Consider the following 20,542-nt stretch of genomic DNA (forward strand, 5'->3'; position numbering starts at 1 on the left):
TGACACGCCCAAGGCATCCGCTCTTTTGAATCACTCAAAAGAACCGGTAGGGTCGAGGCATGGAGACAGCACTCGACTCGGCGCTTCGCGGCGCCGGGCTGCGCGCGACCGCGGGCCGCGTCGCCGTGCTCGAGGCACTGACCTCCATGGCCCATACGGATGCGGAGCGGCTCTACCGCGCCGTGTCCGCGGTGCTGCCGACCACGTCGATCCAGTCGGTGCACAACATCCTCGCGGACCTGACGACGGCGGGACTCATCCGCCGGATCGAACCGGCAGGCTCCGCAGCCCTCTATGAGCGACGCATCGGCGACAACCACCACCACGTCGTCTGCACCTCCTGCGGTGCGGTCGGCGATGTGGACTGCGTGGTCGGCGACGCGCCGTGCCTCACCCCGTCCTCAGCCGGGGGATTCACCGTCCAGACAGCCGAAGTCACCTTCTGGGGCGTGTGCCCCAGCTGCCAGAACGCCGCGCAGTAGTCCGACGCGCCCGCCCCTTCTCGCCATCCGCGAGACAGGGATGCTCGCCGTGCCTGCGCGCAGAAGGAGAAGAACATGACGAATCCTGCCACCAACCAGCCCGCCACGACGACGCAGACCGGCACCCCGGTCGCCAGCGACGCCCACTCGCTCACCGTCGGAGCCGACGGCCCCACCGTGCTCCACGACCGCTATCTGGTCGAGAAGCTCGCCTCGTTCAACCGCGAGCGGGTGCCGGAGCGCAACCCGCACGCCAAGGGCGGCGGCGCGTTCGGAGAGTTCGTCGTGACCGAAGACGTCTCGGCGTACACCCGCGCCGCGGTGTTCCAGCCCGGCGCCACCAGCGAGACCCTGCTGCGGTTCTCGTCTGTGGCCGGTGAGCAGGGCTCCCCCGACACCTGGCGCGACGTGCGCGGCTTCGCGCTGCGCTTCTACACGTCGGAGGGCAACCTCGACATCGTCGGCAACAACACCCCGACGTTCTTCCTGCGCGACGCCATGAAGTTCCCCGACTTCATCCACTCGCAGAAGCGCCTCGGCGACTCCGGCCTGCGCGACGCCGACATGCAGTGGGACTTCTGGACCCTCTCGCCCGAGACTGCGCACCAGGTGACGTACCTCATGGGCGACCGCGGACTGCCCCGCAGCTGGCGCCACATGAACGGCTACGGTTCGCACACCTACCAGTGGATCAATGCCGAGGGTGAGCGCTTCTGGGTGCAGTACCACTTCCTGTCGAAGCAGGGCGTGGAGGAGATGGGCGCCGACGAGGCGCAGCAGCTCGCCGGATCGGATGCCGACTACTACCGCCGCGACCTGTTCGACGCGATCGACCGCGGCGAGCACCCCTCGTGGGACGTGTACGTGCAGGTGATGCCCTACGACGAGGCGAAGGACTACCGGTTCAACCCGTTCGACCTGACCAAGACCTGGTCGAAGAAGGACTACCCGCGCATCAAGGTCGGCACATTCACGCTGAACCGCAACCCGCAGAACTTCTTCGCCGAGATCGAGCAGGCCGCGTTCTCGCCGGGGAACCAGGTGCCCGGCACCGGCATCTCGCCCGACAAGATGCTCATGGCGCGCGTGTTCGCGTACTCCGACGCGCAGCGCTACCGCATCGGGGCGAACTACAACCAGCTGCCCGTGAACCAGGCGCACGCCGCCGAGACGCGCAACTACATGCACGAAGGGCAGATGCAGTACCGGCACAACGATGCCGCGCACCGCGTCTACACGCCGCACTCCTTCGGCCCGGCCGGTGGCCCGGTGGCCGACCCGGTCGCGGGTGTCGAGGCGAGCTGGGAGTCCGACGGCGAGCTGATGCGCGCTGCCGCGACCCTGCACCTGGACGACGACGACTTCGGTCAGGCGGGCACGCTCTACCGCACGGTCTTCGACGATGCACAGCGGGCCCGGTTCCTGGAGACCCTCACGGGTCAGGGCCGCAGCATCACCATCGACGCGATCCGCGAACGCTTCTTCCAGTACTGGACGAACGTGGATGCCACCCTCGGCGAGGCCCTGCGCCGCGAGGTCTGACCCTTCCGCACCTCCGAGTGCACGGCCTGTTGCCGAGTGCACGGCTTCGCATCGCGTCGAGGCCGTGCACTCGGCAGGTCCTCGTGCACTCAGGGAGCCCGCACGCGGCGCTCAGAGGTCGACGACCCGGGCGAACTCCTCGCTCGTGGTGCGCAGATGGGCGCGCATCGCGGCGGCAGCACCCTCGGCATCGCCGCGGCGTACCGCATCCAGGATCTTCTCGTGCGCTCCCCAGCTCGACTCCTTGACGAACTCGAAGCTCATCAGGTCGACGGACTCGAACATGCGCACTCGCGCCTCCTCCACGGCGTCGCGCACCAGGGCGTTCCGCGACGCTTCCGCGAGAGCGATGTGGAAGTCGGTGTCGGCGATGCGGGAATCCGCCTTGGTCTCGGATGCGGCGAGATCGCGCTGAGCGAGCACCATCGCCTCGAGGTCGTCGTCGGTGCGCCGCGCAGCGGCCAGGGCTGCCCCACCCGACTCCACGATCACGCGGAACTCGGTGAGCTCGCCGATCTCCGCCGAACGCGTGCGCACCTCCTCGCGGATCAGCCGCGGGTCCAGCGCCGCATCCTGCACGATGGCACCGCCCGACGCTCCTCGCGAGATCACGACCTGGCCGCTGCCTTCGAGAATGCGCAGCGCCTGCCGCAGGGTCTCTCGAGCGACGCCGAGCTGCTCGGCGAGCCGACGCTCCGGGGGCAGTCGATCGCCCGGGCGGATGCGGCCGAGCGCCATCTCGCGGCGGAGGAAGCCCACCACCGCCTGATATCCCGACACGGGTTGCAGCACAGCGCGGGAGAAGTCGCGGTGCGCCTCGTCGCGCTCACCCATGCGTACTCCGTCCGCCTAAAGGGGGAGACCCGGCCTGTCCACGCCCACGATCTGCTTCCCCACGAAGAAGTCAAGCACATCGTCGTCGCCGTGACCGCCGAGTCCGCTGGCGCCGAAGAAGCTCTGCGCCGACTGCGCGGACATGTCGAGAACACTGGTGCCGTTCACCTTGACCTCGCCCGCGACGAGCCGTGTGCCGAGAGCGGCCGCAGCCGCCTCATCCCCGCCGAAGACGTAGCCGGCGAGGCCGACCTGACCGGTGTTGGCGATGCGCACCGCCTCATCCTCGTCACGGTATGCGCCGACCTGGATCATGGGCCCGAACACCTCGTCCGCCAGGCCGGGGCCGTCGAGCACGGCCACGCTCGGCGCGAAGAACCAGCCGCTGTCCGGTGTGCGGTCGACCCGGAACACCTCTGCCCCCTGCCTCACGAGGCGATCACGCTGCTCCTCCAGCTCGGTGCGACGCGCGGCGAACGCCACCGGCCCCACCTCCGTGGCCTCGTCCAGGCTCGACCCGATCACGCGTCGTCCGAATTCGTCAGCCAGCAGCGCGGCGAGCTCGTCGCGGCGCGCACGGTCGACGAGCACGCGCCGTGGCGCCTCGCACCACTGACCGGAGAGCTTCAGCACCCCATCCGCCAGGGCTTTCGCCGCCGCGGGGAGATCGGCATCCGCACGCACGATCGCGGCGTTGTTCGAGCCGAGTTCGAGCTGCAGCCGGGCGAAGCGCGCCGCTGCCGTCGCCGCGATCGCCCTGCCCGTCGGCGTGGAGCCGGTCATCGAGATCGCCGCGATGCGCTCATCGCCCACGAGTCGGCGTCCCACACCTCCGCTCCCCTGCACCAGGTTGACGACGCCATCGGGGATGCCGACCGCGTGCGCACCCTCCAGCAGCAGCTGGGCGCTCCACGGTGAGAACGACGACGGCTTGAGCACCACGACGGCGCCCGCGGCGAGCGCGAACGCGGTCTTCTTGACCGCCATCGCCGACGGCGCGTTCCACGGCAGGATGAGCGCGGTCGGCCCCCAGGGCACACGGTGCAGCCGCACCTCGCCCTGCTCCGCGGGGAGTAGTCGGGAGTCCTGCACGGCCACCGCCCGACGGCCCGCATCGCGCAGCGTGGCACCGTTCGCCCCGCCGAAGAGCCGGGTGACCGAGATCGGGACGCCGCTGTTGAGCGCATCGAGCCGAGCGATCTCCTCGGCGCGGACATCGACCCACTCCGCCAGCGCGTCGAGCAGCTCCGCCCGGCGCTCGGGCGTCGACCCGCGCCACCGCCGATCGTCGTGCGCCGCCTGCGCGGCCGCCACGGCACGGTCGACCTGCGCGGTCGAGCTCGACAGCGACGGCGCGAGCGGCTCCCCCGTGTTGGGGTCGTGCAGCCAGGAGCCGTCGCTCTCCGGGCTGTCTTCGGCGACACCGCCGATCCAGGTGCGCAGCGCGGGGTACGTCATATCAGATCCGATCGAAGTAGCGGTGCAGGTCCCAGTCGGTCACCCGAGACATGAACGTGGTCCACTCGTGCTCGAGCAGCACCTGCTGGTGCGAGATGAGGTCGGGGGTGAGGAGTTCGCGGACGAGCCTGCTCGCCGCGAACAGCTCGGCAGCCCGGCGGGGGTCGGTCGGCATCGCCCCGTCGTTCGGCAGGTCGTACGCGCTGCCCCGCACGGCGTCACCGAGCGCGGTCCCCTGCGCCATGCCGTCGCGCGCCGAGGCGAGCACACCGGTGAGGGTGAAGTACGGGTTGGTGTCGGCGCCGGGCAGACGGAACTCGAATCGAAGCGCCGAGGGGGTGTGCCCCACGACCCGCACGGTCGTGGTGCGGTTGTCGAACCCCCAGGTGCGACCGTTGCCGGCGACATCGGCGGAGTTGCTGCGGCGATATGCGTTGACGGTCGGCGCGTACCAGGCCATGAACGCCGGAGCGTGCTCCAACGCCCCGGCGATCGCGGACCGCATCCGCGGGCTCAGATGCTCGGGGTCATCCGCATCCCAGAACGCCTCTGTGCCGTCGTGATCGAGGAACGACACGTGCACGTGACAGGAGGAACCGGGCTGGTCGTTCAGCGGGCGGGCCATGAACGTCGCCGACATCCCTGCGCGTGCCGCGGTGTCGCGCACGGCGAGCTTGTACAGCGCATGCCGGTCGGCCATCTCCAGCGGGTCGCCGTAGGTGAAGGTCATCTCCCACTGCCCGAGCCCCCATTCGCTCTGCGCGGCTTCGACGATGATGCCGCTGGCGCGCAGGTCGGCCCGCAGCTTCTGGAAGAACGGCTCGTACAGGTTGCCCTCGTGGATCATGAAGTCGGAGGGGGTGAGCGTGGTCGGATCCAGGTCGCGGAACCCCGACTTGCGCAGCTCGCGGGGGTCGTTGCGGAACAGGTAGAACTCCAGCTCCGTGCCCACCTGCGGTGTCAGCCCGGCCTCGCGGATGCGGGCGAGCTCCTGCTTGAGGATCACACGGGGTGACAGGGGCAGCGGTTCCTTCGTGTGCACGTCGACCGGATCGGCGAGGCAGATCGCGACGCCGTCGAGCCACGCGGCCGGGCGCAGCGTCTCCAGATCGGGGATCAGCGTCACGTCCGGCACCCCGTTGTGCATGCCGCAGACGGCGAACTTGTTGGCGTCGATCAGCTCGAGACCCTGATCGATGTCCCACGCCCAGGCGCAGGTGCAGATGTCGACGCCGTTCGCCACGACGCGGCCGAACCCCTCGACCGGGATACGGCGCCCGACCAGACGCCCTTGCAGGTCGGGCGTCGCGACGATGACGGTGCGGATGCCCGCGGTCTCGAGCTCATCCGGCGCGAGCCGCACGTCGTCGATCATCGCGTCAGCCACCCTCCGTCGACCGGCAGCTGGATGCCGTCGATCCAGGATGCCTCGTCGCTGAGCAGCCAGGAGACCGCAGAGGCGATGTCGGACGGCAGTCCCACGCGCGGCACCAGCAGGCGCTGCTTCATGAACTCCAGTCCCTCGGCGCTCGTGACGCTCTCGTAGTCGAAGAAGTCGGTGGCGATCGGGCCCGGAGCCACGCAGTTCACGCGGATGTTCTTCGCCGCGAGTTCGACGGCGAGGGCCTTGGTGAGCATGGGCACGCCGGCCTTGCTGGCGTTGTAGTGCGGCTGTGCCGTGCCGGTGCTGGTGACGACGACCAGGGCTTCGACGGTCGAGAGGTTCACGATCGCGCCTCCGCCGGACTCCGCGATCAGCGGGGCGACCTCCTGGGCGACCAGGAACTGCCCTTTCAGGTTGATGTCGAAGACGAAGTCCCAGGCCTCTTCCGTCAGGGTCTCGAAGGAGTGCTCCGTGACCACGCCGGCGTTGTTCACGAGCAGGTGCAGCGCCCCCCAGGATTCGCGTGCCAGATCAACGGCGGCGCGGATCTGCTCACGCGAGCGCACGTCGACCGTGGCCGCGATCGCGGTGCCACCGGCCGCCTCGATCAGTGCGACCGTCTCCGCCGCCCCGTCGAGCGAGACGTCGGTGACGAGCACGCGCGCGCCCTCCGATGCCAGCCGGAGTGCCGTCTCGCGTCCGATCCCCGACCCTGCCCCCGTGAGGAAGGCGTTCTTGTCTGCATGTCTCATTTCGTCTCCTTGCTCTGCGTCGAGTACTGGACGGCCTGCTCCACGAGCCAGCCGAAGACGGGGTCTCCCCCGAAGGTCTCCGGGTGCCACTGCACCCCGATCGCGGGAACGCCGCGGACCTCGATGGCCTCGATGATCCCGTCCGGCGCGTTTCCGGTGACCACGATGCCCTCACCTGGCACATCGACGGCCTGGTGATGGAAGGAGTTCACGCGGGTCGTCTCGCCGTAGAGCGCCTGCACGACGCTCCCCGGCGCGGTCTGCACATCGTGCACCCGATGGGCTCGCGGGTAGGCGTACGAGCCGTGCGACTCGCCCTCGCCGAGCGGGAGGTGCTGGTGCAGCGTGCCTCCGCGGACGACGTTGAGCAGCTGCGCGCCTCGACAGATGCCGAGCACGGGGACTCCCCGGGCGATTCCCGCCGCGATGAGCGCGGACTCGAACTCATCCCGCTCAGGGTCGATCTGGAACGTATGCGGCCCGGGGGCCTGTCCGTAGCGGCGCGGATCGACATCGTCGCCGCCGGAGATGACGATGCCGTCGAGACGTGCGACGAACTCCTCAGGCGCAGCATCCATCGGCAGGTGCACCGGCAGGCCGCCGGCGCTGACGACCGAGGTCGCATACTCGCTCATGTACGCCTCCAGGGGCGCGTCGACGAAGCCGTGGGGCGCTCCGACGATGCCGGCGGACTTGCGCCGTCCGGTGATCCCGATCAGCGGTGGGTGCAGGGTGCGGGTAGTGATGATGTCCATCCTTCGTGGAGAGCGGGCGGGTGTCGAGAGTCAGGCGTTCTCGTCGAAGCGGCGGGCGATCTGCGCGTACGCCTCTGGCGTCTTCCGGCGCATGATCGCGGCCTGCACGAGTCCGGCGATCGGGGCCAGCACGACGACGGCGACGAGCGTGATGCTGATCGGTCCCCACGCCGGAGCCCCCGTCTCGTCGACGTCGCTCACCAGCAGCGGGAAGTTCGCGGCGATGAGCACGGCCGAGACGGCGAGCCCGAGAAAGCCGAGACCGGGCGCGATGACGGTGTGCCAGGGGCTGCGCAGCACGCGGTGGCGGGCGAAGTAGACGATCACCGCGAGGCAGGTCACCGCCATCAGGATGACGATCGCGAGGGTCCCGATGCCCGCGAACCAGGAGAAGATGTTCTCCGGCGCGAAGCCGATGAGGGCCAGGATGACGATCGCGAGTCCCGACGTGACCACCTGCACGATCGACGCGACGTGCGGAGAGCCGTGCCGCGTGTGCACAGTGCCCACGCGGTCGGGTAGCAGCCGCGCATTCGCCATGGCGTGGTGATACCGGGTCAGCACGTTGTGCAGTGAGAGCACGGCCGCGAACATGCTCCCCAGGAAGAGCAGCGCCACGATGACCGAGCCGACCGGTCCGAGGTACTGCTCGGTGACGCGGGTGATGAGCGTGGTCGGATCCGCCGCGGCTTCCTCGACGATCGCCCCTTCTCCGACGCCGACCACGATCGTCCACGACGCGAACGCGTAGAACAGGCCGATCACGATCGCCGAGGCGTAGGTGGCGCGAGGGATGGTGCGCTCGGGCGTGTGAACCTCGTCGCGGTAGACCACGGTCGACTCGAATCCGATGAAGCTCGCGATCGCGAACATGAGCCCGAGCGCCGGGGCACCGGAGAGGACGTTCTGCAGCACGAAGGTGCCGAACGTGACACCGTCGGCGCCGCCCGTGGCGAGGATGACCACGCCGAGCAGCACCACGATGCCGATCTCGGCCAGCAGCACCACGACGAGCACCCGCGAGCTGAGTTCGATCCGCCGATACCCGAGGCTGCCGACGATGGCGACATTCGCGAGGGTGAGCAGCCACCACGGGATCTCCGGCCCGCCCAGCAGCGCGATGCTCGAGCTGATCGTCGCCCCGAGGTAGGAGAAGACGGCGATCTGCACCGTCGTGTAGCAGACCAGAGCGAGGTACGCGGTCGCGAGGCCCGGCGTGCGGCCGAGTCCGTGGGTGGCGAAGACGAAGAACGATCCGGCCTTGGGCAGGTACCGGCTCATCGCGGTGAGGCCCACGGAGAAGAGCAGCAGGATGACGGTGGCCACGAGGAACATGACCGGGAATCCGATCCCGTTGCCGATGAGGTAGCCGATCGGCACGAGGCCGCCGACCACTGTGAGGGGAGCGGCGGCCGCGATCACCATGAAGGTGACGGCCACCGCGCCGAGGTTTCCTCGCAGGTCGCGATCCCGTGTTGTTCCTGCGCTCTGCGACGTCGTTGTCGAAGCATCCATGTGAACCATCCTCTTCGGATTGGGCTAATGGTCTACTTTCTAGTCCATTAGCCCAAGCCGGCACAAGGGGCTGACGGATATTCACTCGACCGGCGACGACGGTGCGTGGCCGCTCGGCGCCCCTCACGGCTCAGTCTGCGAGCCCGGCTCCCGATGCAGGAGCACAATGGATGCCGTGGCAGTTCCTCTCTCCGACCTCACCCGCATGCCCGAACCCCAGCAGGTGTACGCGGCCGACGGCACGCGGCTCGCCACGTACACCTGGGGTGACCTCGACGCCCCGGTCGTCGTGATCGTGCACGGGTTCGCATCCAACGCCCGCGACAACTGGGTGCTCACCGGGTGGGTGCGCGAGCTGACGAGAGCCGGGTTCCGCGTGCTCGCCCTCGACCAGCGCGGCCACGGGCGCAGCGAGAAGCCGCATCAGCCCGAGGACTACAGCATCCGCACGCTGGTCACCGACGTCGAGACGGTCATGGATGCGTACCTCGTCGACGACGCCGTGTACGTCGGCTACTCGCTCGGCGCACGGGTGGGGTGGGAGGTCGTGCGCGATCTTCCACAGCGCATCGGCAGGGCGGTGCTGGGCGGCGTGCCGGACGGCATCCCCCTCGCCCGTCTCGACCTCGATCAGGTGCGCGCCTACATCGCCGAGGGCACCCCGGTCAGCGACACCACGACGCAGAACTACATCGCCCTCACCGAGCGCGTGCCCGGCAACGACCTGAGCGCGTTGGTCGCTCTGGCCGAGGGGATGCGGTCATCCGGGGCGATCGACCCCGACCCGGCGGATGCTCCGACTCGCCCGATCCTGTTCGCGACCGGGTCGAAGGACGCCATCATCGAAGGCTCCCGCGCCCTGGCATCCGCCGCCCCCGACGCCCGCTTCTTCGAGATCCCGAACCGGAACCACTTCAACGCGCCCGGCTCGCGCGAGTTCAAGGAAGCGGCACTGGCGTTCCTCCGCGAGGGCTGACGCTGCCCTCCCGCCGCGAAGGAGATCTCGCGGAATGAAGGAGCGGATGCAGCATCCGCTCCTTCATTCCGTGCGATCACCTTCATTCCGCGCGCTGCCATTCCAGGCGTCGCCACCGGGCACGAAGAAGGCCCTCCGCCTCGAGGGCGAAGGGCCTGAGAACGACGGTCAGACCGCCGCGCTCTCCTCGCGCTTCGGCAGCACCCATCCCGCGCGCGGGAAGTGGCACGTGTAGCCGTTGGGGTACTTGATCAGGTAGTCCTGGTGCTCCTCCTCGGCCTCCCAGAACGGGCCCTCGGGCTCGATCGTCGTGACGGCCTTGCCCGGCCAGAGACCGGAGGCGTCGACGTCGGCGATCGTGTCGCGCGCCACGGACTCCTGCTCGGGGCTGAGCGGGAAGATCGCGGAGCGGTAGCTCGATCCGATGTCATTGCCCTGACGGTCCTTGGTCGACGGGTCGTGGATCTGGAAGAAGAACGCCAGGATGTCGCGGTACGTGGTCTTGGTCGGATCGAAGACGATCTCGACCGCCTCGGCGTGACCGGGGTGGTTGCGGTACGTGGCGTGCGCGTTCGAGCCGCCCGTGTAGCCCACGCGGGTGGCGAGCACTCCGGGCTGGCGGCGGATCAGGTCCTCCATGCCCCAGAAGCAGCCGCCGGCGAGCACAGCGGTCTCGGTTCCGGGGGTGCGGGTGATGGTTCCGGTGTCGTCGGTCATGACTGCTCCTCGGCGTTGTCGGTGGTCTGGTGGGTGAAGAGGCTGCTGTAGCGACCGTACCCCTCGTCCTCGAGCCGGTCGGCCGGCACGAAGCGGAGAGCGGCGGAGTTCATGCAGTACCGCAATCCTCCCGCGTCACGGGGTCCGTCGTCGAAGACGTGCCCGAGATGGCTGTCCGCCCCGGTCGAGCGGGCCTCGGTGCGCGTCATGAACAGCTTCCGGTCGGTGCGGGTGGTGACGGCATCCGCCTCGATGGGCTTGGTGAAGCTCGGCCATCCGGTGCCGCTGTCGAACTTGTCGGCCGAGCTGAACAGGGGCTGGCCGGAGACGACGTCGACGTAGATGCCGTCTTCGTGGTTGTTCCAGTACGCGTTGCGGAAGGGAGGCTCGGTGCCGTCCTCCTGCGTGACCTCGTACTGCAGGTGGGTGAGGTCGCTGACGGCCTCGGACGTCTTGCGGTAGTCGTTCGACACGATCTGTCTCCTGTCTGACGCGGCTGGCTGCAGCGTCTGATGATCACAACCAGCGCGGCCGCCGTTTTGGTCCCGCAGGGCTGGGAGCGCGCTGTGAGTTTCGGTGGACCATCCCGACGCCGCGAACATGAGACGATGCCGGGGATGGATGCCGTTGACGAAGAACTCCGCACGCTGCGCGCACGCGCCTATGGTCCGCACCCCGACATCGCGGACGACCCGGCGGCTGTCCGGCGCCTCCACGAGCTGGAGGGTCTCCGCTCCGCGCGCCGCGCGGAGTCGATGAGCGCGGATGCCGCGGCCCCGGTGGAGGCCGAGGTCGTGCCGGCGGGTGTGCGGATGCCGGATGAGCCCGCCCCTGGCCCCTCCGCCCTCGACGCGCTGTTCCCTGCAGCGCCGGAGCTTCCCTCGTCGACAGAGCTTCCCGCGTCGCCGCACCTTCCTGCGTCGGCAGAGCATCCTGTCGCCGCAGAGGCGGCGATCACGCCGCAGGAGCCCGCCGGTCCGCGTCGATACCGACGCCGCACGCTGTGGATCGCCGCCGCGACCGCAGCCGCACTGTCCGCCGGCGTCACGTACGCCGTGGTGTCGTTCGCGCCGGTCTCCGCGTCATCCGGAGCGCCGCAGATCTCGACGTTGGCCCCCACGACCACGATCGATGTTCCGGCGGGGTTCATGGGAGCGGTGGAGGATTCACCCGCCTTCGAGTTCCACGGACTCACGCTCTTCCTCAGCGCGAGCGGCTTCAACGGTCCGGCCACGCCGGACGCCGCCTGCCTCATGGCCGTCACCTCGGATCAGATACCGGCGGCCGAAGACTTCACCACTGACTCCTGGGGCGTCGAGGGCCCCATCTACTCGGGGTGCCGAGTCGGGGTCTTCCCCGCCACCATCGAGGTTCCGCTCACCGCCGATGCGCCGCCCGAGCTGCGCGCGGCGTTCCCCGACGGCACGGCGCTGCAGTTCGTGCTCGACGGCGACCGGGTCGGTGTCTTCCTCGACAGCGAGTAGCCGACGCCGAAGGCACCTCCACCGACGCACGATGTGGATATAGTTTCTCGTCTGCACAAGAACCTGGGGGACGCACATGTCGGTTGGTCTGCTCGCCGTCGTCGACGACATCCTGAGCGCGGCGATGAAGGCCTCGGCCAAAGCCGCCGGCGTCGTGATCGATGACGCGGCCGTCACTCCGCAGTACGTGCAGGGCATCACTCCTGCACGCGAACTGCCTGTGGTCGCCAAGATCGCGGTCGGATCGCTGGCGAACAAGTTCGTCATCATCATCCCGATCGCCCTGCTCCTGACCGCCTTCGCGCCCTGGGTGCTGCCGTACCTGCTGATCCTGGGCGGTGCGTACCTCTGCTTCGAAGGGGCCGAGAAGGTGCTCGAGTGGTTCGGCGTGCAGCACGGTCATGCCGACGAGGGCGACCGCAACGAGAACAAGCTGGTGTGGGGCGCGGTGCGCACCGACCTGATCCTCTCGACCGAGATCATGCTCATCTCGCTCGCGAACCTCGAGGCGGGCCTCGACATCTGGACGACGCTCGCGGTCCTCGCCGTCATCGCGCTCATCATGACCGGCGTCGTCTACGGCGCGGTCGCGCTGCTGGTGAAGATCGACGACATCGGCCTCAAGATGGCGAAGAACCCGGTGCAGCGCATCCGTCACACCGGCACGCGGATCGTGCGCTCGATGCCCGCAGTCTTCCGTTTCATCAGCATCCTCGGCACCGTCGCCATGCTCTGGGTCGGCGGCCACCTGCTGCTCGTGAACCTCGGCGAGGTCGGCCTGCACTTCGGCGCCGATGTGCTGCACGGCATCGAGCACCTGCTGGAGCCGCTCGGACCGGTGATCGTCTGGATCGGCGACACCCTGTTCTCCGCTGTCGCCGGGCTCATCGCCGGGCTCATCATCGTCGGGCTCGTGCTCGCCGTCGCGCGGATGCTGGGCAAGAAGCCGAACTTCCACGAGGGCGAGGAATCCCCCGCCGACGTGCACGTCTGACCGGCGACGAACCGCGGCTCACGCCCTCACGTGATCCGCGCTGCGCAGCCACTCGTCGAATGTGATCTCACCCTGGAGCGCATCCGGTCCTCCGCGCAGCACGCCCGACGCGAGTCCCTTGCCGTAGGCCCCGGGCAGCCGGATGTCGAGCACCCGGCGACGGATGCCGTCGAATGCGAGCTGGCGTCGCGCGACGTCGGCGAGGGTCTCGTCGCGCGGGCCGACCAGGTCCGGCGCCCGGCCGACCGCGCCGGCTTCGGCCACCCGCACGAGGTGGGCGGCGACTTCACGGGCGGCGACCGGACGCATGAGCGTGCGCGGCATCGGCGCGAACGGTCCTCCGACCAGAGAGAGGATCTGCCCCGCGAACTCGTGGAACTGACCCGCCCGGGCGATCGTGAACGGCACGGGGCCCGCGCCCACCGCACGCTCCTGAGCGAGCTTGCCCGCATAGTACGAGGTGTCGATGTCGTCGATCCCGACGATCGACAGCACGACGTGATGGCCGATGCCGGCCCGCTGCTCGGCCGTGAGCAGATGGTGCGCCGCGGTCTCGAAGAAGCTTCTCGACTTCTTCGCCGAGAGCGTGGTGGAGAGGTTCGTGACGTCGATGACGGCATCCGCTCCGGCGAGCGCGTCCGTAAGCCCCTCGCCGGTGAGCACATCCGTGCCGTTCGCCCTGCTGAGCACGACGACGTCATGGCCGGCGTCGCGCGCGGACTGCGTGACGTGACGCCCGACGGTTCCGCTGCCTCCTGCGATGGCGATCCTCATGGGGTTCCCTTCGTTACGGGTGCTCTGCGCGTCACCCTGTCACAACACCGACGATGGCGGAGGCGCAGGTGTGAGGTCGGTAGTCTTCCAGTGCATCCGCTGCGAGGAGAGAACGTGCACGACGACCTGGACGAGGTGTTCCGCGAACGCCGCCGGCTGCTGGCCGTCGCCTACCGCATGACCGGCACCCTCGCCGACGCGGAGGACGTCGTGCAGGAGACGTTCGTGCGCTGGTATCGGCAGACGGATGCCGAGCGCGGCGCCATCCAGAACCTCGGCGCCTGGCTGACGACCGTGGCCAGCCGGATCTCGCTCGATCTGCTGACCTCGGCCCGGCGACGCCGCGAGCAGTACGTGGGCCAGTGGCTGCCGGAGCCGGTGCCCTCCGACACGTTCGCGGACGGGGGCCGGGTGTCGGCGTCCTCGCGCGAGATCACCGACCCTCTGGAGCGCGTGTCGTTCGACGATTCGGTGTCGACGGCGCTGCTGGTCGTGCTGGAGTCGATGACGCCGTCGGAGCGCGTGGCCTTCGTGCTGCACGACATCTTCGACGTGCCCTTCCCCGAGATCGCCGAGATCCTCGGGCGCTCCCCTGCAGCGGTGCGGCAGCTGGCGACATCCGCGCGGCGCCACGTGCGCGAGAACCGTGCCACCGCGGTGCCGCGGGCGGAGCACGACCGGGTGGTGCGCGCGTTCCGCGCCGCGACGCTCACGGGCGGCGTCGACGAGCTGATCCGGGTGCTCGCCCCCGACGTGGAGCTGCGCAGCGACGGCGGCGGAGTCGTACGCGCGGCGCTCAACGTCGTCAGCGGCGCCGACCGGGTGGCACGGTTCCTGCTCGGGATCGCTCAGAAGAACCCCCACCTCGAGGCTGCGGAGCTGCAGACGGGCGACGGCCTCGCCTTCGTGTTCCGCGCGGAGGGCGAAGTGGCCTCCGTCATGAACTTCGCGGTCGAGGACGGCAGGATCAGTCGGGTGTGGATCGTGCTGAATCCGGCCAAGCTGACCTCCTGGCGCGGTGATTCGGGGGCGGACGGCCCGGGCGGTTCGGCCGACTCAGCCGACCCCGGGGGCGACGGATCACGGACGGCCTGACGGATCACGGAGAGATCGCCGACGAATCGTCCGTGATCCGTCCTCCTCTCCGTCATCCGTCGGCCCGCACCGGGCAGAACGTCGGCGATCCGACATCCTCCGCATCCTGCTAACGTCAGCGTTGCGCGCCCGAAGCGCAGACGCAGGAGAGCCCAGTGCAGATCAGGGATGCGGTCGTCGCCGACCTCGAGACGATCACCGAGATTCACAACCACGCCGTGGTGCACACCACCGCGATCTGGAACGACGACGCCGTCGACATCGATGACCGGGCGGCATGGCTCGCCGACCGCACCGATCACGGCTTTCCCGTGATCGTCGCCGCGGACGAGACCGGCGTGATCGGCTACGCCTCCTTCGGCGGCTTCCGTCCGCACAGCGGATTCCGGCAGACCGTGGAGCACTCGGTCTACGTGAGGGGCGACCAGCAGGGACGCGGCGTGGGCAGGACGCTGATGCAGGAGCTCATCACGAGGGCGCGCGGGCAGGGCGTGCACGTCATGGTCGCGGCGGTCGAGAGCGGCAACGTCGGATCGATCCGCCTGCACGAGAAGCTCGGCTTCCACGAGGTCGGGCGCATGCCGCAGGTCGGCGTGAAGTTCGGCCGCTGGCTCGATCTGACGCTGCTGCAGCTCATCCTCGACGAGCGCACCGCTCCCGACACCGCGTCCTGAACGGAGACCCGATGGATGCACTGCAGTGGTTCGTCGACGCGTTCAACGCCCAGTGGGTGCTGCCGGGCGGGCAGACGCTGCTGGTGCGCGAAGTCGTCGGCAACGTGTTCGGGCTCGCGAGCGCGATCGGCGGCATGCGACGCAAGGTGTGGGCGTGGCCGGTGGGCATCGTCGGCAACCTGCTGCTGCTGACCGTCTTCCTCGGCTCGATCCTCAGTCCCGACCACTCGCTGCCGCACCTGCTCGGGCAGGCGGGGCGCCAGGTCATGTTCATCGCCGTCGCGATCTACGGGTGGATCCGCTGGCGCAACGCCTCGGGCGGACGGGTGACCCCGCGCTGGGCACCCACGAGCGCGCGCATCGGCATGGTCCTCGTGATGATCGTCGGCACCGTCGCCCTCACCCCCCTGTTCCGTGCGCTCGGCTCGTGGGAGCCGGTGTGGGCGGACGCCTGGACCTTCGTCGGCTCACTGCTGGCGACCTACGGCATGGCCAGAGGATGGACCGAGTTCTGGCTCATCTGGATCGCGGTCGACGTGGTGGGAGTGCCGCTGCTGTTCAGCTCGGGCTACTACGCGACCGGGTTGATGTACGTCTTCTACGGCCTGTTCACCGCGACCGGGTTCGTGATCTGGTGGCGCGCACAGGTGAAGGCCTCGGCGACGCCGGTCGAGATCCTGCCTCCCGATCCGAGCCCGCGGCGCGCGGAGGATGACGCCCGCTGAGGTTCAGTCGCGGCGCGACGGCGTCCGTTCGGGGAGCAGCAGCACGACACCCAGCAGCAGGCTGATGCCCAGGGCGACCATCTCGCCGATCGCGGACACCGGCGACATGTGCTCGAGGTGCAGCGCGTGGTACGCGAAGTGCAACAGTCCGAACACGGTCCAGGCGATGCCGAGGATGCGGAAGGCGATCTCGTTCCGCCAGATCAGTCCGCCGATGCTGGCCGCGGCGAGCGCGAGGTACATGGCTCCCACATCACGGATCAGGTGCTCGTTGTAGGGTCCGTCGACGGACACCCAGGAGCCGAGAACGCCGGGGAACGAGTCGTAGAAGGCGGCGGAGGCGAAGTACGCCCATCCTCCGACGAAGATTCCGAGAGCAGCCGAAGCGGCGAGGGCGAGGAGGTGGAGTCGTCTCATACCCGCATGACGATGCAGCCGCCGGCATCGTGAGGCGACGGCATCCGGGTCGGGAGGACTTCTCCCCGTCGGGCGGACGATTCGGCCCGGATGCTCCTCCCGAGGCCGAGTTCTCCTCCCGAAGCCGTGCGGGGCAGACGCCCGTCAGGACGAAAGGGTCCGCGGGCTGAGCGCCGAGAGCAGCCGCAGCTTCTCCTGGCTCTCCGAGCCGGGCACTGCGGTGTAGACGAGCAGGGCGTGGGACTGCTCCGGATCGAGCAGGCTCTGGCAGGTGAGCTCGAGCGGCCCCAGCTCCGCGTGCACGAAGTGCTTCGTCGCGCGGGGCCGCAGACCCACCTCGTGCCGGTCCCAGAGCTCGCGGAACTCGGCGCTGCGCGGGAGCAGTGCCTCGACGAACCCCGCGGCCCGCGACCCGCTCCCCCGCCGCGCACTGACCTCGCGCAGACCCGAGACCCACAGCCGGGAGAGGAAGTCATGCTCTTCCTCGGCATACAGCGCCCGCGTGCGTGGATCGCTGAACCAGCGGTATCCGAGGCTCCGCTCCGGTCCGCGGATGCTCGCCGTGTCGCCGGTCAGCGCGACTCCGAGCGGCGTCTGCCGCAGAGTCTCCCCGAGCTCGGTCACGATCTCGGCCGGAGTGTCATGCAGCCGATCGAGGATCCGCAGCATGCCGGGGCTGACGTGCTCGCTCGCCCCGCCGCGCTCCGGTGGCTGATGACCGGCCAGCCGGAACAGGTGGTCGCGCTCGTCGATCGTGAGGTGCAGCCCCTGAGCGATGGAGGCGAGCATCTGCGCCGACGGCAGCGGCCCGTCCCCGCGCTCGAGGCGCGCGTAGTAGTCCGCCGACATGTGGCTGAGCGCGGCGACCTCCTCGCGACGCAGTCCTTCGGTGCGTCGGCGCTGCCCTCGGCCCAGCCCGACGTCTTCGGGCTGCAGGCTGTCGCGGCGCAGACGCAGGAACCCCGCCAGGGCTGCTCTGTCGATCGCCATCTCATCTCCTCGCTGTGCCGATCATGATCCTCGCACCGTCCCGGTACGCGTATCCACTGCATGAGGAGTCCTGGATGCGGTCGCGGCAGGCACGCATGCTGGATGCGACCCTCGAAGGAGCATCATGACGCGCAGCATCCCCGACATCGACATCCCGTCCCTCACCGGAAAGACGGCCGTGGTCACCGGCGGCAGCGATGGGATCGGGTTGCGCATCGCGACCCGCCTCGCCAGGGCCGGAGCCGAGATCGTGCTCCCCGTGCGCAACGCCGAGAAGGGCGCGACGGCAGCCGCCGGCATCCGCGATGCCGTGCCTCACGCCCGGGTGCGCACCACCCCGCTCGACCTGTCGTCGCTGGACTCGATCGCCGCCTTCGGCGAGACCATGAACGCCGACGCGCAGCCGGTGCATCTGCTGATCAACAACGCGGGCGTGATGACTCCCCCCACGCGGCAGACGACGGCCGACGGGTTCGAGCTGCAGTTCGGCACGAACCACCTCGGTCACGTCGCACTCGTCGCACATCTGCTGCCGGTGTTGCGTGCCGGCAGCGCCCGGGTGACGTCGCAGGTGAGCGTGGCGGCGAGCAGCGGACGCATCCACTGGTCGGATCTGCAGTGGGAGCAGTCATACGACGGCATGCGCGCCTACCGCCAGTCGAAGATCGCGTTCGGGCTGTTCGGTCTCGAACTCGACCGTCAGAGCGAGGCGCACGGATGGGGCATCACGAGCAACCTGTCGCATCCGGGTGTCGCCCCGACGAGCCTGCTGGCGGCGCGACCGGAGCTCGGGCGCACCACCGACACCCTCGAGGTGCGGGTGATCCGGTGGGCTTCTGCGCGCGGACTGATCGTCGGAACTCCTGAGAGCGCGGCGCTCCCTGCCCTCGCGGCCGCGACGCTGAGCACGTCGAGTGCGCGCGCGCTGTACAGCCCCGGTGGCCCAGGACGCATGGGCGGGATGCCGTCGGAGCAGCCCCTGTACGCCCCGTTGAAGAGCACCGAGGATGCGTCGCGCATCTGGCGGATCTCGGAGGAACTTGTCGGGGTCACCTTCCCGCGGTGACCGGCCGGGTCAGTCGTCGCTGCGGCCGAACACCGAGCGCAGGAAGAAGAAGACGCCGACGGCGACCACCAGCACGATGGCCAGCTTCGCGATGAACCACAGCACCGAGAAGAGCGCACTGACCAGCCACCACGCGATCACCACGGCGAGGATGACACCGACGACGGTCCAGAGCGAGTTCTTGGTCATGGCTCCAGCCTAGGCACCTCCGGGGCGGGCGGAGGTCGGGGATGCGCCTCCTCCCGAGGGGGAGCCCTTCTCCCGACGGAAGACGGAGCAGAGCACGACGCAGAAGGCTGAGACTTCCCGGATGCCCGATCATCAGGCCGAGCACCCGGGAAGGCGCCGCAGTTCTAGCGGTTGCCCCTCTCGCGACGCCTGAGGCGGTAGTCGGTAGCCACCGTCCATCCTGCGAAGGCGAGAAGGGGCACGACAGAGAGCGCACCCACCCATTCGGGCGACCCGCCGTTACCGATGAACACGACGTTCAACGCGACCGCGAAGATCACCGCGGCAGCGAAGAGCACGAGCCTTATGGGCGAGAACAGCGCTCTCAGTCGGCGCCGCAGTGAATTGCTGTAGGTCATGGTGTCCGTCACTTGCATGCGTACGTTCCGTACCAGGGTACGCCGACAATCACGCCGGAGAGGGGCACAAAGGTCATGAACTGCTCAAGGCACCGCTTCGGTTTCGAGTTCTGCGCGACACCGGCCGTGTAGACCATGGGGCCGGTTGCGAGGAAACATCCTGCTGCGAAGGCTGCTGCTCCCGGAGGGCCCGCGACGGCCGCGCCAGCTGCGGCGCATACAGCGGTGAGTCCCGTAGCGCCCCAGCCGCCGTTGGCGATGGTTGCCGTCTCTGCGCGGGTGAAACGAATTCGTACCTGCACGGGGCTCGTAAGGGACCAGGTGGGATCTGCAACGACAGGGAACGCCGCGTTCTCGACGTCGACGACCTGAGTGACCACGCCACCCGCAACCTCATACGCGGTGCTCACTTCGGCCCCGTTCGCGTCAACGGCCCACGCGGGCTCGATGCTTCCGATAGTCGCGGTCACTTCGGCGGTGATGCCCTCAGCCTCTACAACCTCCGTTCGCGTCAGTTCCAACGACCCATCGGGCTGGGGCGCAGCGTCGACGCCTTCGGGAAGGGTGTAGGAGAACGCGTCCTGCGATCCGTCCCACAGCACGGTGGACACGCGAACGCCCTGCACTACTTCGTCGACCGTCACATCAACGCTGCCCTGATCTGCCGAGTACACCGTAGAACCGGAATCGGTCTTCTCTGCCGTGTCGAGCGACAACCCATCAGGGAGCGGGATGGTCAGCGGGGCAACATTGCCCGCGCTGACGACGACGCCCCCGGACGCATCGAGTGCCGGGGTGACGTCCAACTCGCCGTCGGTGGAGACAACGGAAACACCAGCATTCGCGGCCGCTCTGGCCACTACGGCAGACACCTCCTCTGGGGTAGGCGAGGAATCAGTCGCCGACGCGGCAGTTGCCGGCGCGAGGCTGGCGATAGACAGAATGCGCCGGTCGCAGCGACAAGACGGGATCGTCTCACAGTGAGTGCTCTTTACCGACCACTGACCGACTCGCCTTCGGCGAGCACTCCTTAGCCAGGGCCATCACCGTCAACGTAGGATCACCTGGACGTACTGTCTGTCGCCCATTCGGAGGACAGACGATCGGCCGTTTGCACGACCAGCCAAGTCCTTACATATTCAGGTAGCCGCATCCCCCCGGGACATACCGGCGACGCACGCGATCGTCCTGTTCCTCTCGCGACGCCCGTTCACTGCCACGAGCACACGCTTTCTCCACGAAAGACGGCTTCTCGCAGAAGAACCCCTGTTCAGCAGGGGTAGTTAAGTGTTTTGTTATCTCCGTCTGAAAAGTCGAACTA

The 20,542-nt window shown here is 68.9% G+C and carries 23 protein-coding genes; 9 read left to right on the plus strand and 14 right to left on the minus strand.

Annotated elements, in window-relative coordinates:
- The first annotated feature begins 59 nt into the window (after window positions 1–59).
- Window positions 60–482 carry a Fur family transcriptional regulator gene (locus KZC51_RS01845; protein WP_247628318.1) on the plus strand — a complete coding sequence of 141 codons (423 nt, stop codon included), beginning with the start codon at window positions 60–62 and terminating at the stop codon, window positions 480–482.
- Between the two features lie 75 nt (window positions 483–557).
- Window positions 558–2,024 carry a catalase gene (locus KZC51_RS01850; protein ID WP_247628319.1) on the plus strand — a complete coding sequence of 489 codons (1,467 nt, stop codon included), beginning with the start codon at window positions 558–560 and terminating at the stop codon, window positions 2,022–2,024.
- 111 nt (window positions 2,025–2,135) lie between these two features.
- On the opposite strand, the gene KZC51_RS01855 is transcribed toward KZC51_RS01850, so the two are convergent.
- The 6 genes from KZC51_RS01855 to KZC51_RS01880 are packed head-to-tail and all read right to left on the minus strand — an operon-like array spanning window position 2,136 to window position 8,722.
- Complete coding sequence (locus KZC51_RS01855) at window positions 2,136–2,858, minus strand: FadR/GntR family transcriptional regulator (protein WP_247628320.1); 723 nt, start codon at window positions 2,856–2,858, stop codon at window positions 2,136–2,138.
- A 15-nt stretch (window positions 2,859–2,873) separates the two neighbouring features.
- Window positions 2,874–4,316: an aldehyde dehydrogenase family protein gene (locus KZC51_RS01860; RefSeq protein ID WP_247628321.1), complete on the minus strand. Its 1,443-nt coding sequence runs from the start codon at window positions 4,314–4,316 to the stop codon at window positions 2,874–2,876.
- Window position 4,317: 1 nt separating this feature from the next.
- The gene (locus tag KZC51_RS01865; RefSeq protein ID WP_247628322.1) at window positions 4,318–5,703 is read right to left on the minus strand and encodes a glutamine synthetase family protein; all 1,386 of its coding nucleotides are present in this window, start codon (window positions 5,701–5,703) and stop codon (window positions 4,318–4,320) included.
- The gene (locus tag KZC51_RS01870) at window positions 5,688–6,452 is read right to left on the minus strand and encodes an SDR family NAD(P)-dependent oxidoreductase (protein ID WP_247628323.1); all 765 of its coding nucleotides are present in this window, start codon (window positions 6,450–6,452) and stop codon (window positions 5,688–5,690) included. Before KZC51_RS01870 ends, KZC51_RS01865 begins: the two co-directional genes overlap by 16 nt.
- On the minus strand, window positions 6,449–7,207 hold the full coding sequence (locus KZC51_RS01875) for a gamma-glutamyl-gamma-aminobutyrate hydrolase family protein (protein ID WP_247628324.1): 759 nt from the start codon (window positions 7,205–7,207) through the stop codon (window positions 6,449–6,451). The genes KZC51_RS01870 and KZC51_RS01875 overlap by 4 nt, the downstream gene beginning before the upstream one ends.
- A gap of 30 nt (window positions 7,208–7,237) precedes the next feature.
- The gene (locus KZC51_RS01880; protein WP_247628325.1) at window positions 7,238–8,722 is read right to left on the minus strand and encodes an APC family permease; all 1,485 of its coding nucleotides are present in this window, start codon (window positions 8,720–8,722) and stop codon (window positions 7,238–7,240) included.
- Between the two features lie 166 nt (window positions 8,723–8,888).
- Here KZC51_RS01880 and KZC51_RS01885 point away from each other — a divergent pair, with 166 nt between their 5' ends.
- On the plus strand, window positions 8,889–9,698 hold the full coding sequence (locus KZC51_RS01885) for an alpha/beta fold hydrolase (protein WP_281731693.1): 810 nt from the start codon (window positions 8,889–8,891) through the stop codon (window positions 9,696–9,698).
- A gap of 168 nt (window positions 9,699–9,866) precedes the next feature.
- Here the strand turns inward: KZC51_RS01885 and msrA are convergent, their stop codons facing one another.
- A complete protein-coding gene (gene msrA / locus KZC51_RS01890; protein WP_247628327.1) occupies window positions 9,867–10,415 on the minus strand; it encodes a peptide-methionine (S)-S-oxide reductase MsrA in 549 nt (182 codons plus the stop codon).
- Window positions 10,412–10,888, minus strand: a complete 477-nt coding sequence (msrB, locus tag KZC51_RS01895) for a peptide-methionine (R)-S-oxide reductase MsrB (protein ID WP_247628328.1) — start codon at window positions 10,886–10,888, stop codon at window positions 10,412–10,414. The genes msrA and msrB overlap by 4 nt, the downstream gene beginning before the upstream one ends.
- A gap of 144 nt (window positions 10,889–11,032) precedes the next feature.
- Here msrB and KZC51_RS01900 point away from each other — a divergent pair, with 144 nt between their 5' ends.
- Both KZC51_RS01900 and KZC51_RS01905 read left to right on the plus strand, forming a co-directional pair.
- Window positions 11,033–11,899, plus strand: a complete 867-nt coding sequence (locus tag KZC51_RS01900; RefSeq protein WP_247628329.1) for a hypothetical protein — start codon at window positions 11,033–11,035, stop codon at window positions 11,897–11,899.
- A 76-nt stretch (window positions 11,900–11,975) separates the two neighbouring features.
- On the plus strand, window positions 11,976–12,893 hold the full coding sequence (locus tag KZC51_RS01905; RefSeq protein WP_247628330.1) for a DUF808 domain-containing protein: 918 nt from the start codon (window positions 11,976–11,978) through the stop codon (window positions 12,891–12,893).
- 18 nt (window positions 12,894–12,911) lie between these two features.
- Here KZC51_RS01905 and KZC51_RS01910 read toward each other — a convergent pair whose 3' ends face one another.
- Window positions 12,912–13,667, minus strand: a complete 756-nt coding sequence (locus KZC51_RS01910; protein ID WP_247628331.1) for an SDR family oxidoreductase — start codon at window positions 13,665–13,667, stop codon at window positions 12,912–12,914.
- 114 nt (window positions 13,668–13,781) lie between these two features.
- Here KZC51_RS01910 and sigJ point away from each other — a divergent pair, with 114 nt between their 5' ends.
- The 3 genes from sigJ (at window position 13,782) to pnuC (ending at window position 16,161) form a co-directional block, all read left to right on the plus strand.
- Window positions 13,782–14,762 carry an RNA polymerase sigma factor SigJ gene (sigJ, locus tag KZC51_RS01915; RefSeq protein WP_247628332.1) on the plus strand — a complete coding sequence of 327 codons (981 nt, stop codon included), beginning with the start codon at window positions 13,782–13,784 and terminating at the stop codon, window positions 14,760–14,762.
- Window positions 14,763–14,917: 155 nt separating this feature from the next.
- A complete protein-coding gene (locus KZC51_RS01920) occupies window positions 14,918–15,436 on the plus strand; it encodes a GNAT family N-acetyltransferase (protein ID WP_247628333.1) in 519 nt (172 codons plus the stop codon).
- Window positions 15,437–15,447: 11 nt separating this feature from the next.
- Window positions 15,448–16,161 carry a nicotinamide riboside transporter PnuC gene (gene pnuC / locus KZC51_RS01925; RefSeq protein ID WP_247628334.1) on the plus strand — a complete coding sequence of 238 codons (714 nt, stop codon included), beginning with the start codon at window positions 15,448–15,450 and terminating at the stop codon, window positions 16,159–16,161.
- A 3-nt stretch (window positions 16,162–16,164) separates the two neighbouring features.
- Here the strand turns inward: pnuC and KZC51_RS01930 are convergent, their stop codons facing one another.
- Window positions 16,165–16,578, minus strand: coding sequence for a hypothetical protein (locus KZC51_RS01930; RefSeq protein WP_247628335.1), 414 nt, complete (start codon window positions 16,576–16,578; stop codon window positions 16,165–16,167).
- Window positions 16,579–16,722: 144 nt separating this feature from the next.
- Window positions 16,723–17,568 carry a helix-turn-helix transcriptional regulator gene (locus tag KZC51_RS01935; protein ID WP_247628336.1) on the minus strand — a complete coding sequence of 282 codons (846 nt, stop codon included), beginning with the start codon at window positions 17,566–17,568 and terminating at the stop codon, window positions 16,723–16,725.
- A 124-nt stretch (window positions 17,569–17,692) separates the two neighbouring features.
- Here KZC51_RS01935 and KZC51_RS01940 point away from each other — a divergent pair, with 124 nt between their 5' ends.
- On the plus strand, window positions 17,693–18,634 hold the full coding sequence (locus KZC51_RS01940) for an SDR family oxidoreductase (RefSeq protein WP_247628337.1): 942 nt from the start codon (window positions 17,693–17,695) through the stop codon (window positions 18,632–18,634).
- Between the two features lie 9 nt (window positions 18,635–18,643).
- Here KZC51_RS01940 and KZC51_RS01945 read toward each other — a convergent pair whose 3' ends face one another.
- From KZC51_RS01945 to KZC51_RS01955, 3 genes are all read right to left on the minus strand, one after another.
- Entirely contained in the window at window positions 18,644–18,823 is a 180-nt protein-coding gene (locus KZC51_RS01945) for a hypothetical protein (RefSeq protein WP_247628338.1), read from the minus strand.
- Between the two features lie 164 nt (window positions 18,824–18,987).
- Window positions 18,988–19,239 carry a hypothetical protein gene (locus tag KZC51_RS01950; protein ID WP_247628339.1) on the minus strand — a complete coding sequence of 84 codons (252 nt, stop codon included), beginning with the start codon at window positions 19,237–19,239 and terminating at the stop codon, window positions 18,988–18,990.
- Window positions 19,230–20,081 (minus strand): hypothetical protein, encoded by an 852-nt coding sequence (locus KZC51_RS01955; RefSeq protein WP_247628340.1) that lies wholly within the window; start codon window positions 20,079–20,081, stop codon window positions 19,230–19,232. The genes KZC51_RS01950 and KZC51_RS01955 overlap by 10 nt, the downstream gene beginning before the upstream one ends.
- Between the last annotated feature and the right edge of the window lie 461 nt (window positions 20,082–20,542).

Origin of the sequence: Microbacterium croceum (assembly GCF_023091245.1) — a bacterium.
GTDB lineage: Bacteria > Actinomycetota > Actinomycetes > Actinomycetales > Microbacteriaceae > Microbacterium > Microbacterium croceum.

Bases quoted from the DNA above. Each gene is read 5' to 3' on its own strand.
- KZC51_RS01860 (WP_247628321.1), bottom strand. From the start codon at position 4,316: ATGACGTACCCCGCGCTGCGCACCTGGATCGGCGGTGTCGCCGAAGAC.
- KZC51_RS01870 (WP_247628323.1), bottom strand. From the start codon at position 6,452: ATGAGACATGCAGACAAGAACGCCTTCCTCACGGGGGCAGGGTCGGGG.
- pnuC (WP_247628334.1), top strand. From the start codon at position 15,448: ATGGATGCACTGCAGTGGTTCGTCGACGCGTTCAACGCCCAGTGGGTG.
- KZC51_RS01900 (WP_247628329.1), top strand. From the start codon at position 11,033: ATGGATGCCGTTGACGAAGAACTCCGCACGCTGCGCGCACGCGCCTAT.
- KZC51_RS01875 (WP_247628324.1), bottom strand. From the start codon at position 7,207: ATGGACATCATCACTACCCGCACCCTGCACCCACCGCTGATCGGGATC.
- KZC51_RS01905 (WP_247628330.1), top strand. From the start codon at position 11,976: ATGTCGGTTGGTCTGCTCGCCGTCGTCGACGACATCCTGAGCGCGGCG.
- KZC51_RS01845 (WP_247628318.1), top strand. From the start codon at position 60: ATGGAGACAGCACTCGACTCGGCGCTTCGCGGCGCCGGGCTGCGCGCG.
- KZC51_RS01885 (WP_281731693.1), top strand. From the start codon at position 8,889: ATGGATGCCGTGGCAGTTCCTCTCTCCGACCTCACCCGCATGCCCGAA.
- msrA (WP_247628327.1), bottom strand. From the start codon at position 10,415: ATGACCGACGACACCGGAACCATCACCCGCACCCCCGGAACCGAGACC.
- KZC51_RS01940 (WP_247628337.1), top strand. From the start codon at position 17,693: ATGACGCGCAGCATCCCCGACATCGACATCCCGTCCCTCACCGGAAAG.
- KZC51_RS01850 (WP_247628319.1), top strand. From the start codon at position 558: ATGACGAATCCTGCCACCAACCAGCCCGCCACGACGACGCAGACCGGC.
- KZC51_RS01945 (WP_247628338.1), bottom strand. From the start codon at position 18,823: ATGACCAAGAACTCGCTCTGGACCGTCGTCGGTGTCATCCTCGCCGTG.
- KZC51_RS01855 (WP_247628320.1), bottom strand. From the start codon at position 2,858: ATGGGTGAGCGCGACGAGGCGCACCGCGACTTCTCCCGCGCTGTGCTG.
- KZC51_RS01950 (WP_247628339.1), bottom strand. From the start codon at position 19,239: ATGCAAGTGACGGACACCATGACCTACAGCAATTCACTGCGGCGCCGA.
- KZC51_RS01935 (WP_247628336.1), bottom strand. From the start codon at position 17,568: ATGGCGATCGACAGAGCAGCCCTGGCGGGGTTCCTGCGTCTGCGCCGC.
- KZC51_RS01880 (WP_247628325.1), bottom strand. From the start codon at position 8,722: ATGGATGCTTCGACAACGACGTCGCAGAGCGCAGGAACAACACGGGAT.
- KZC51_RS01910 (WP_247628331.1), bottom strand. From the start codon at position 13,667: ATGAGGATCGCCATCGCAGGAGGCAGCGGAACCGTCGGGCGTCACGTC.
- KZC51_RS01930 (WP_247628335.1), bottom strand. From the start codon at position 16,578: ATGAGACGACTCCACCTCCTCGCCCTCGCCGCTTCGGCTGCTCTCGGA.